The organism is Kitasatospora sp. NPDC054768, from assembly GCF_053612025.1.
Genome location: NZ_JBSHBN010000106.1, coordinates 22243 through 33181 on the forward strand (window position 1 = coordinate 22243; position 10939 = coordinate 33181).

Consider the following 10939-nt stretch of genomic DNA (forward strand, 5'->3'; position numbering starts at 1 on the left):
CGGCGGCCCCGATCGCCAGGGGCCAAGGGGCCGAACGGGTGGGACCTTGGGCCCCGGCCCGCGAACACGTTCCCGACACCGGGTCCGCCGGACCGCACCCCGGCCGCACATCCCCCGGCACCACGCCCCCGACGGGATCACGCGTGCACGGTCGTCCCGCAGGCGAAGGAGACCATCGGCAGGAAGCCGTGGCTCCGGACGTCCGCCTCGGCGACCGGGGAGGTGCAGAACCAGCCCTCCTGGCCGAACACGTTCCGCGGGACGATCGCGTTCGGATCGTGCAGGACCGCGTCCGCGCCCTGGTCGTCCGCGACACCGAAGGTCACGCACGGGCCCGCGTAGAAGGCACCCGGATCGCCGCCGTTCACAGCGCCGGACGCGAAGGCGGTCATCTCGTCGGAGGGTCGGCGGGGGCGGGGGCGGCCGCCGCTCGTAGAACGTTCTTCCAGCGGTGGCCCGCCGCATGTCCGTCCTACGTCCGCCGGCCACCCGGGAGGGCGCGGCCGTCGCACGATCGACTCGCGGGACCGTCCGGGTGGAGGCTCCTGGTGCCGCACCGGGTGTCCCCGGTCAGCCGGCGAGTTCCCTCGGACGGCGCGAGTCGCGCTCGTAGTCCGGCAGTTCGACGCTGCTGACCCGCTTTCCCAGCTCCAGCATCCGCTCCAGCGCCCAGCGCCGGTTGAGCAGCGCGTTGCGGAACCGCAGGCCCGCGGCCGTGCGCGGGGCGAGGAACGGCCCGGTCCGGTCCCCGCCCTTCTGGCAGCCCTGCGCGTAGCCGCGCAGCAGCTGCTCGTACCGCCCGAAGGCGGCCTGGTGGTCGCCGCGCGCCCGGGCCAGCTCGCCCGCCAGGACGTACGCGGCCACCACCGCCGTGCCGGTGCCCATGCCGCCGATGGTCGCCCCGCAGGCGGCGTCGCCGATCAGGGCGATCCGGCCGGTCGACCAGGCGGGCACGTCGGCGCGGCTGATCGAGTCGAAGTACAGCTCGGGGGCGGCGTCCAGGCTCTCCAGCAGCTGCGGCACCCGCCAGCCGAGGCCCGTGAAGGCGGCCCGGACCAGCGCCTTCTGCCGCGCCGGGTCGTGGCGGTCGTGGCGCAGCTCGGGCGAGGCGAAGAGGCAGAACGCGCCGGCCCGGCCCGGGTCGCGGTGGGCGGCACCGACGGACATCAGCCGGCCGGGGACGTTGAGGCCGACCGCGCCCGTCGGCAGCCCGAGGTCGTTGGGCAGCTGCCAGGTGGCCGCGTAGTAGCCGAGGTGGCGGATGTAGCGCCGCTCGGGGCCGAAGGCGAGCCGGCGGACGGTGGAGTGCAGCCCGTCGGCGCCGATCACCAGGTCGAACTCGCGTGGCGCCGCGTGCCGGAAGGTGACCCGGACTCCGTTCGGGCTCTCCTCCAGTGCGGTGACCGAGTCGCCGAAGACGTACTCGGCGCGGGCGCTGCTGTGCCGGTGGAGCAGTTGGGCGAGTTCCCCGCGCGGGACCTCCAGGTCGCCGCCGGCGAATTCGGCGGGCAGGTGCAGCAGCCGGCGCCCGTCGGGGCCCACGAAGGTCATCGGGCTGCCGCCGGTGCCGAGCGTGCGCAGTTCCTCCAGGACTCCCATCCGCTCCAGCACGGTCAGGTGGGTGCGGCCGCGGAAGTCGACGTCCTGGCCGCCGTCGCGCAGTGCGGGGGCCAGCTCGACGACGGTCACCTCGAAGCCGTACCGGCCCAGCCAGTGGGCCAGCGCGGGGCCGGCGATGCTCGCGCCCGAGATCAGGACCTTGGTGCTCATGGAAACCACTCCGTCCGGGAATCAGAAAACTGTGTCTCGCGGACACTGTTTGTTGCTGTGTACGGTAGACACAGTTGGCCTGGAAGGACAACCCCCCAGGCCGCGGCCCAGGACGGAGCGGATGATGGCCGAGGCGGCGAACGACACGGTGCGACTGCTCTGGGGGCCGCCGGCCAGACCCACCCGGGGGCCGAAGCCGGCCCTGAGCCTGGAGCGGATCGCCGCGGCCGGGGTCGAGGTCGCCGACGCGGAGGGGCTCGCCGCGGTCTCCATGCAGAAGGTGGCCGGACTGCTCGACTTCACCAAGATGTCGCTCTACCGCTACGTCCCCGGCAAGGCCGAACTGATCGCCCTGATGGTCGAGTCGGCCGTCGAAGCGCCCCCGCACGCCTCGGAGGGTGCCGACTGGCGGGATCAACTCACCGCCTGGGCACATCACTTGGCCGAGTCCTTCGCCCGCCACCCGTGGCTGCTGGACGCCACCGTCGGCGCGCGGGTCATCGGCCCGAAGGAACTCGCCTGGCTGGAAAGGGTGGTGACGGCACTCGACGGCCACGGGCTGACCGGCCCCGAACGGATGGACGCCGCCGTCCTGCTCACCGGGCACGTGCGCGGGATCGCCGCGCAGGCCCGCGCCGCCGGGCCGGCCGCCACCCCCGAGGCCGAACTCCTCGCCGCCCTCGGCACCGTGGTCCAGGAGCACGCCGACCGCTTCCCCGCGGTCGCCGCCGCCATGGCCGACCCGGGCGGCCGCGACCAGGCGCTGGAGTTCGGCCTGGAGCGCATCCTGGACGGACTGGCCGCCCTGATCGAGCGCCGCGCGGACACCGCCTGACCCGCGGGGCCTCCCCGGACCGCCGGACCGCCTCCCCGCCCGGCGGTGGCACCCGGAAAATCGCTCGGAGCACCGACGGTCGCTCGCTGGGATCGCGCCCCATGGCGATGTTCGTGCACCTGACCGCCGCGGCGAACGCGCCGCGCATCCGCCGCGCCGGGATCCGCGCCGACAGCCGGGGCCAGGGCGGCGCGCGCGGGGTGTACTGCTTCCCCGTGCTGCCCTCGTACCCACTGACCCACCAGTGGCTGCGCGAGCTGGCCCGGTTCGGCCCCAAGGGCGCACTGGTCGCGGTGCACCTCCGGCTGGACGACGAGCAGGAGGTCCTGGCCGGCCACTACCGCGACCGGGCCCGGGGCGTCCAGCAGCCGTTGCGCGCGGCCGAGGCGGTCCGGCGGATCGGCGCACTGGCCGACCCGCGCGGCTGGGAGGTGTTCCTGCCGCGCGCGGTGGGCGCCCGCGAGGTGCACCGGGTCCGCGCCGTGCCGCAGGTCACCGGCTGGCGCTACGTGCCGGGCGCCCACGGCACCCGGCCCTGCACCTGTCAGGGCTGCCGGATCTACGGCGAGTACGGCGGCCGTCGGCTGCGCGAGCGCCACCCGCACCCGCTGGACGGCCCGCCGCCGCCCGTGCCCGTGCTGCTCGCGCGGATCGCGGCGGCCGGCGAACCGGGCGACCCGGCCGAACTGCGCTCCGCGCTGCACTGGTTCGGACGGCGCCGGCGCGGCCCGGTGGACCGGCTCGCCCGGCTGGCCTCCCACCCGGCCCCGGAGGTGCGCGAGGACCTGGTTCGGGCCGTCGGCCGCTGGTCCACCCCGGGCGTCGCCGAACTGCTGGACGGCCTGGCGGAGGATCCGCACCCGCGGGTCCGCGAGGCCGTCACGGCGGTACGGGACCTCTGAGGTCCCGGCCCGCGGTCGGGCCGTACGCCGGCGCCGGGTCGTTCACGGGTGCCGGACCGTTCGCCGGTGCCGGCACCCTGCCGCCGGTTCGGGCCCCGGCGCCGGATCGTGCGTCGGCGCCGGATCCTGCGTCGGCGTCAGGAGACGCGCTTGAGCTGCCAGGAGTTCTTCTCCAGGCTCGGCACCGCGGAGTACTGACAGCCGGAGCTGTGGAAGGTGCTCACGATCGTCCAGCCGGCCGGCGGCCAGGTCGAGGCGCAGGCGTTGACGACGGTGCCGACCGGGTAGCCGGTGAGCTGCATGATCTTCTTGGTGTTCGGGGTGAACCCGGAGCCGCAGCCGGCGCTGTTCCACCACTGGACGTCCACGAAGCCGGTCGGCGTCAGCGAGGAGGAGCAGCTGGTGCTGGTGTCGCCGGGCGCGGCCTGGGCCGTCCCCATGGTGAGGGTGAGCGCGGCGGCGGCACAGCCCAGGGTCAGCGCGGCGGAACGAAGTCGAATCACGGGGGTCGGCTCCTCTCGGCGACGCGGCACGTCCGCGGCCCGCCCATTCCTATCCGTGCGGCCGCGACGGCGGACAGCGGATTTCCGGCCCGACCTGCGGCGGGTTCTCGCCCATCCCGGCCGGGAGCGGTCCGGTGGCACGCCGCCGACCTGCGCGGTCTCCGGTCGACGTGCCCGTTCGCCCGATCCGGGTGATCATGGGACGAACCGCGTCATCGGCGATTCGGCGCACCGGGCCTTCGGCCCGGGTGCGCCCGGAAGGTGGACTGCGATGTTCCAGCTCCTGTGGATTCTGCTCATCGGCTTCGTGCTGGGCGTGATCGCCAAACTCATCCTGCGCGGACCGCAGTCGATCCCCTGGTGGCTGACCATGCTGCTCGGCGCCGCCGGGGCCTGGCTCGGCAACGCCGTCTCCGGCTGGATCGGTGTCCGCCACACCTCGGGGATCGACTGGATCCGCCACATCCTGCAGATCGTCTTCGCCGTCGCCCTGGTGGCCTTCGTCGCCCCCGCGTGGAGCAGATCCCACCAGAACCGCTGACCGGCCGACGCGCCGTGCGGGCCGCCGTCGGCCGGGTTCGCTCAGCCCACGTGGACGGCCGGCCGGCGTGAGCGGTCCGGCTCGGCCTCGCGCAGCACCTCGCGGGTGACCGGGGCGATCTCGCCCTGTCCGAACAGGAAGAACCGCAGGAACTGGGCGAACGGGTTGCCCTCGGTCCACTCGAAGTAGATGTGCGGCTGTTGCCCGGTGAGGTCGCGCACCCGGAGCAGCAGGGCCGCCAGGGCGTTGGGCACGCTGGAGCTCTCCAGGGTGAGCACCCGGTAGCGGTCGTGCAGCACCTCGCCGCGCACGGTCAGTTCGGCCTCGAAGTCGGACGGGTCGAGCACGGTGACCTCGACGAAGACCAGGTCGTCCTCGGCCGGGATGTCGTTGTCCCGCCGGATCTGGTGGATCTTGTCACGGTACTCGGCGAGGTCGCGGCTGTTCGGTTCGTTGGCGATCAGCCGCAGCGGGCGATGGGTGTAGTCCCGGACGAACCGCTCCGCGACGTCGTCCAGCAGCACGTCGGTGACGCGCAGTTCGAAGGCGCGCTTGAGCCGGGAGAGGAACGAGACCAGCATGATGCCCGCGATGAAGCAGGCGCCGATCTTGACCCCGTCCGGCCGCTCGGCGATGTTCACCGCCGTGGTGTAGAGGAACACCGCGGCGATCACCGCGAAGCCGGCCCGCCAGCGGCGCTGCCCGGCCTTGTGGGCGGCGATGGTGACGGCGATGGCGGCGGAGCTGATCAGCACCAGGACGCCGGTCGCGTAGGCGCCGCCCTGGGCGTCCACGTTGGCGTCGAAGATCCAGGTCACCAGGAAGGCGATCAGGGTGAGCACGACGACGGTCGGCCGCACCGCGCGGGCCCAGTGCGGGGCCATGCCGTAGCGGGGCAGGTAGCGCGGCATCAGGTTGAGCAGCCCGGCCATCGCGGAGGCCCCGGCGAACCAGAGGATGGCGATCGTGGAGAGGTCGTAGACGCTGCCGAAGGTGCTGCCCAGGTACTCGTGGGCGAGGAAGGCGAGCGCCCGCCCGTTGGCCTGGCCGCCGGGCTCGAACTGGTCCGGCGGGATGAGCAGCGTGGTGATGAAGCTGGTGGTGATCAGGAAGACGCTCATGATCGCGGCGGCGGTGGTCAGCAGCTTGCGGGCGCCGCGGATCCGGCCGGTGGGCTTCTCCTCGGTGTCGTCCGGGTCGCCCTCGATGTGCGGCATCACGGCGACGCCGGTCTCGAAGCCGGACAGGCCGAGCGCCAGCTTCGGGAAGACGATCAGCGCGACGCCGATCATCGCGATCGCGTTGCCGTGCTCCACGGTCAGCGCGTCCGTCCACTCGGTGAACAGCTGCGGCTCGCTGAACACGTGCCACAGTCCGTTGGCCACCACCACGACGTTGAGCGAGAGGTACACCGCGACCAGCACCACGGCCAGGCCGATCGCCTCACTGAAGCCCTTGAGGAAGACCGCGCCGAGCAGCGCGATCATGATCATGGTCAGCATGATCTGCTTGCCGGTCAGCGCGTCGTGCAGGTGCGGGTTCTCCACCAGGTGCGCGCTGGCGTCGGCGGCGGACAGGGTGATGGTGATCATGAAGTCGGTGGCCGCGAAACCCAGCAGGGTGAGCACGAAGAGCTTGCCCTGCCAGAAGGACAGCAGCCGTTCCAGCATCGCGATCGAACCCTGGCCGTGCGGGCTCTCCTGGGCCACCCTCCGGTAGACCGGCAGCGCGCCCAGCAGGGTGACGGCCACCAGCACGATGGTCGCCAGCGGCGAGACCAGCCCGGCCGCGAGCGCGGCGATGCCGGGCTGGTAGCCGAGCGTGGAGAAGTAGTCCAGGCCGGTCAGGCACATGACCCGCCACCAGCGCCGGCCCTCCTCGTGCGGAACCTCGGCGTGCGGGCCGGGGTGCTGCTTGGCCTTTTCGGCCAGGCCCTCCAGCATCCAGGCCCGGAACCGCCCGCGCCGGGAGTCCTGCCCCGCCCCCGCTTCGGCCGACCCCGACGAAACCACGTGCACCCCTGTCCACGACTCGGCCGGGCGCGGACGGCTCCGGATCCCCTGCGGCCGCCGGACGGCGCGCCTGGTCAGGCTAGGGGACCGGCCCGCCGGGGCCGGGCCACCGCGCCGGTCGACACACCCGGGTGCGCCCGTACGGCCCTGCCCGGTCGCGGGCCGTCCCGGCCGCCTTCGCCGACGCCCAGGGGCGCCCCTGAAGCGCCCCTGTGGCGCCCCCACGGAGCCCGGCGACGCCTGCGGCCCGGCGCGGCGGCCCGCACGGGCCTCGCGAAACACGCGAGGATGTCCGCGCGGCCGACACACCGGGCCGGCGGCCCCCAGCGCGCCGCCACCGACCGGGTCGACGCGCCCACGGCCCCGGACACGGGCACGCACGAGGAAACACGGAGGTCGCGGTGGCGGAGCCGAGCCGGCGCAGGATTCTGGGCCTGGGCCTGATGGCGGCCGCCGTCACCTCCTGCGGCCACCCCCGCCCGGCCCCGGCCGCCGCCACGCAGCCGTCCGCCGCGGCGGCCACGGCGGCCTCCTCCGCCCCGAGCACCCCCGGCAGCCCGGCCGCCGACGGGCACACCGGGCCGACGAGCGAGCGCTCCCGCCCCGGCAACCCCGACTGGGAGATCACCGACCCCGGCCCGGACGACGCCATCGCGGGCTTCGCCGACCGGGTCAGCGTCCTGCCCGGCGAGCCCTTCGGCCTGCACGTCTCCACCCCGGCCGCGGCCTTCACCGTCTCCGCCTACCGGATGGGCTGGTACGACGGCGCCCGCGCCCGGCTGGTCTGGCGCCGCGAGCACGTCCCGGGCAGCCGGCAGGCCGCGCCGCACGTGGACCCGGTGACCCGCACCGTGCTGACCGGCTGGCAGCGCACCCTCGCGGTGGACACCGCCGGCTGGCCCGAGGGCGCCTACCTGCTGCGCCTGGACGCCGAGGACGGCTCCGGCCGGCGCTACGTCCCGCTCACCGTCCGCTCGGCGAGCACCGCCGGCAGGACCGTGATCATGAGCGCCCCGGCGACCTGGCAGGCCTACAACGAGTGGGGCGGCTACAGCCTCTACAACGGCCCGACCGGCGGCCTGGCCACCCGCTCGCTGAAGGCCGTCTTCGACCGTCCGTACGACTACGACCACGGCGCCGGGCTGTTCCTGGTCTACGAGGCGCCCCTGGTCGCCCTCGCCGAGCGGCTCGGCCTGCCGCTCGCCTACACGACCGGCATCGACGTGGCCCGCGAGCCCGGCCTGCTGACCGGGGCCGCCGCCGTCCTGTCGCTCGGCCACGACGAGTACTGGTCGCCCGAGCAGCGGGCCAACGTGGTCGCCGCCCGCGACGCCGGGACCAACCTGGCGATCCTGGGCGCCAACTGCTGCTTCCGCCGGGTCCGGTTCGAGCCGACCGACCTCGGGCCGGACCGCACGGTGGTCTGCTACAAGGACGCCTGGGCACAGGACCCGGGCCACCTGTCGGGCGCCCCGGCGACCACCGACTTCCGGGCCGGCCCGGGCGCCGACCCGGAGAGCTCGATGCTCGGCGTCATCTACGACGGCTACCCGGTGGACGCCCCGTACGTGGTCACCTCGCCCGGGCACTGGGCCTTCGAGGGAACGGGCGTCGCGGCCGGGGCCTCGTTCCCGCACCTGGTCGGGGTCGAGTACGACCGGGTGGACACCGGCTTCCCCACCCCCCGCCCGATCGAGGTGATCGCCCACTCCCCCGTGGTCTGCGACGGCCGCCGCTCCCACTCCGACACCGCCTACTGCACCGTGCCGGGCGGCGCCGGGGTGTTCGCCACCGGGACGATGCGCTGGGTCGAGGCGCTGGACGCCCGCGGCCCCGGCGGCGGCAGGGCCGACCACGGCATCGACGCGCACGCCGGGGACCTGGTCCGCCAGGTCACCGAGAACGTCCTGCGCGCCTTCGCCGCCGGCCCGGCCGGCCGGGCCCGCCCGGCCCAGGACAACCTCGCCGCCGTCTACGGCACGGCGTAGCGGGGGCGGCTCAGCCGGTGGACGCTCCGGTCGCAGGGGCGGCCTGCGGCGGAGCGGCGCTGTCGGCGCCGCAGCCGGTCAGCGTGGCCAGTGCGAGGACCAGGGCGGTGACGGGCAGGGCGGTGCTGCGACGAATCGTCAAGGAGGGCGCCGGGTCGGCGTTCGGAAAGGGCGGCGGCAGCCTCCCACATCGGCCCATCGCGGTCGAACGGGTTTCCGCCCCGGCCGGGGCGGGAGCAGGCCGACACGCCGGATAGACTCGCACGGTCCCATCCGGAGCAGGCACGAGGGAAACAGAACATGGTCGAGGCCTCCCCCAAGGTCGTTGTGGTCGTCCCCACGTACAACGAGCGGGAGAACCTCCCGGTCCTCGCGGGCATGCTCGCGGAGCTTCCGGTGCCCAACCTGCACCTGCTGGTGGTCGACGACAACTCCCCCGACGGCACCGGCGAGATCGCCGACAAGCTGGCCGCGGACTCCGGCGGCACCGTGGGCGTGCTGCACCGCACCGAGAAGGACGGCCTCGGCCGCGCCTACCTGGCCGGCATGGCCAAGGCCCTGGACGAGGGCGCCGACGTGGTGGTGCAGATGGACGCCGACCTGTCCCACCCGGCCTCGGTGATACCCGTGATGGTCGAGACGCTGCTCGCCGACGACACCGCCGTGGTGCTGGGCTCGCGCTACGTCCCCGGCGGCTCGACCGCCGAGGAGTGGCCCTGGCACCGCAAGGCGCTGTCCGCCTGGGCGAACTTCTACGTCAACGCGATCCTGAGCCTCGGGGTCAGGGACGCCACCGCCGGGTTCAAGGCCTGGCGCGCGAGCGCCCTGCGCGCCATCGACCTGCCGACCGTGCAGAGCAACGGCTACTCGTTCCAGGTCGAGATGAACTACCGGGTCGTCAAGCAGGGCCTGTCGATCCGCGAGGTGCCGATCCGTTTCGAGGAGCGGATCGAGGGCGCCTCGAAGATGAGCATGGGCGTGCAGGTCGAGTCCGCGCTGGCCCCCTGGAAGCTGCGCTTCAACCGCGACAGCTAGCGGTCACCGGCGGCGCGCCGGCGCGGCCCGATGCGGGCGTACGGGTGCCGGAGCGCCCCGGGAGCGGTGTGAACGGCGGATGCGGGGAAAGAAGGGCGACATGGCCCTTCTCCCGGAGTCCCTCGCGGACCTGGTCCGCCGCAGCACCCGAGAACCCTTCGTGGTCCAGACCGTCCGGGCCACCGTGGCGGCCACCATCGCCTACGCGGTGGCGACGCAGCTGAGCAGCGAGCCCGCCCCGCTGACGGCGCCGCTGACCGCGCTGCTGGTCGTCCAGGTCACCGTCTACTCGACGCTGAAGACCAGCATCCGCCGGGTCAACTCGGTGGTGGTCGGGGTGCTGATCGCGATCGGGTTCAGCGCCGTGGTCGGGCTCTCCTGGTGGAGCCTCGGGCTGATCATCCTGGCCTCGCTGGTCGTCGGCCGGTTCGTCCGGGTCGAGGAGTTCGTCCAGGAGGTCGCGATCAGCGCGATGCTGATCCTGGGCGTGACCAAACTGGCCTCGCAGGCCTGGGACCGGGTGCTGGAGACGCTCATCGGCGCCGCCGTCGGCCTGCTGTTCAACCTGCTGTTCGCGCCGCCGGTCTGGGTGGACACCGCCGGGGAGTCGATCGAGGACCTCGCCCGGCGGGCCCGCCAGCTGCTCCTGGACATCTCCGAGGAACTGGGCCGCCCCACCCCGGTGGCCCGGGCCGCCGAACGGCTGCACGAGGCCCGGCGGCTGGACCAGGCGATCGCCGACGTGGACGCGGCGCTGCGCCAGGCGGAGGACAGCCTGCGCTTCAACCCGCGGATCAGCGAGGGGCTGCTGTCCCGGCTGGTGCTGCGCACCGGGCTGGACACCCTGGAGATCTGCGTCGTGGTGATCCGGGTGCTGGCCCGCTCGCTGACCGACCTGGCCAAGCGGCGCGCGCCCGGCGAACGGCTCTTCCCGCCGGACGTCGCGTCGGGGCTGGAGGAGCTGCTGGCGCACGTGGGCGACGCGATGGTCAGCTACGCGGTGCTGGTGACCACGCAGGTGAGCCGCAACGCCGAAGAGGCCGAGGGCAGGCTGACCGCCGAGCTGGCGGCGGCCTGGGCCTGCCGGGAGAACGTCGCCCAGGTGCTGCTGCGCAAGGTCCAGGAGCACCCGGAGGCCTGGCAGTTGCACGGTTCGATACTGGCCGAGGTGGACCGCATCCTGGACGAGATGGACCTGGAGCACCGCAGCCGGCGGCTGATGGAGGAGCTGGACCGGGCCTCGGTGGCCAACCGGGAGCGGTTCTCCCGCTACGCCGCGCTGCGCCGTCTGCTGCGCGGCGAGCGGGCCCGCGGCGGCCGGGCCCCCCCCGCGGGGACCCCCGCGCCGTTGGG

The 10939-nt window shown here is 74.1% G+C and carries 11 protein-coding genes; 6 read left to right on the top strand and 5 right to left on the bottom strand.

What is annotated here, in order from left to right; all coding sequences use genetic code 11:
- Positions 1 to 137: 137 nt before the first annotated feature.
- Positions 138 to 392, bottom strand: coding sequence for a hypothetical protein (locus tag ACWGKU_RS27155; RefSeq protein ID WP_452180634.1), 255 nt, complete (start codon positions 390 to 392; stop codon positions 138 to 140).
- A gap of 178 nt (positions 393 to 570) precedes the next feature.
- A complete protein-coding gene (locus tag ACWGKU_RS27160) occupies positions 571 to 1770 on the bottom strand; it encodes an FAD-dependent monooxygenase (RefSeq protein ID WP_452180633.1) in 1200 nt (399 codons plus the stop codon).
- Positions 1771 to 1891: 121 nt separating this feature from the next.
- Between ACWGKU_RS27160 and ACWGKU_RS27165 the strand changes: the two genes are divergently transcribed.
- A complete protein-coding gene (locus tag ACWGKU_RS27165) occupies positions 1892 to 2605 on the top strand; it encodes a TetR/AcrR family transcriptional regulator (protein WP_401050852.1) in 714 nt (237 codons plus the stop codon).
- 101 nt (positions 2606 to 2706) lie between these two features.
- On the top strand, positions 2707 to 3507 hold the full coding sequence (locus ACWGKU_RS27170; protein ID WP_452180632.1) for a HEAT repeat domain-containing protein: 801 nt from the start codon (positions 2707 to 2709) through the stop codon (positions 3505 to 3507).
- A gap of 137 nt (positions 3508 to 3644) precedes the next feature.
- Here the strand turns inward: ACWGKU_RS27170 and ACWGKU_RS27175 are convergent, their stop codons facing one another.
- Positions 3645 to 4010, bottom strand: a complete 366-nt coding sequence (locus ACWGKU_RS27175; protein WP_401050848.1) for a hypothetical protein — start codon at positions 4008 to 4010, stop codon at positions 3645 to 3647.
- 271 nt (positions 4011 to 4281) lie between these two features.
- Between ACWGKU_RS27175 and ACWGKU_RS27180 the strand changes: the two genes are divergently transcribed.
- The gene (locus tag ACWGKU_RS27180; RefSeq protein WP_359903939.1) at positions 4282 to 4551 is read left to right on the top strand and encodes a GlsB/YeaQ/YmgE family stress response membrane protein; all 270 of its coding nucleotides are present in this window, start codon (positions 4282 to 4284) and stop codon (positions 4549 to 4551) included.
- A gap of 41 nt (positions 4552 to 4592) precedes the next feature.
- Here ACWGKU_RS27180 and ACWGKU_RS27185 read toward each other — a convergent pair whose 3' ends face one another.
- Positions 4593 to 6494, bottom strand: coding sequence for an amino acid transporter (locus ACWGKU_RS27185; protein WP_452180638.1), 1902 nt, complete (start codon positions 6492 to 6494; stop codon positions 4593 to 4595).
- 470 nt (positions 6495 to 6964) lie between these two features.
- On the opposite strand from ACWGKU_RS27185, the gene ACWGKU_RS27190 reads away from it, so the two are divergent.
- A complete protein-coding gene (locus ACWGKU_RS27190; protein WP_452180631.1) occupies positions 6965 to 8551 on the top strand; it encodes a N,N-dimethylformamidase beta subunit family domain-containing protein in 1587 nt (528 codons plus the stop codon).
- 10 nt (positions 8552 to 8561) lie between these two features.
- On the opposite strand, the gene ACWGKU_RS27195 is transcribed toward ACWGKU_RS27190, so the two are convergent.
- A complete protein-coding gene (locus ACWGKU_RS27195; protein ID WP_401051632.1) occupies positions 8562 to 8693 on the bottom strand; it encodes a hypothetical protein in 132 nt (43 codons plus the stop codon).
- Positions 8694 to 8851: 158 nt separating this feature from the next.
- On the opposite strand from ACWGKU_RS27195, the gene ACWGKU_RS27200 reads away from it, so the two are divergent.
- Both ACWGKU_RS27200 and ACWGKU_RS27205 read left to right on the top strand, forming a co-directional pair.
- Positions 8852 to 9586, top strand: coding sequence for a polyprenol monophosphomannose synthase (locus tag ACWGKU_RS27200; protein WP_359903933.1), 735 nt, complete (start codon positions 8852 to 8854; stop codon positions 9584 to 9586).
- Positions 9587 to 9686: 100 nt separating this feature from the next.
- A partial coding sequence (locus ACWGKU_RS27205; RefSeq protein WP_452191597.1) for an FUSC family protein occupies positions 9687 to 10939 on the top strand: 1253 nt, incomplete at its 3' end.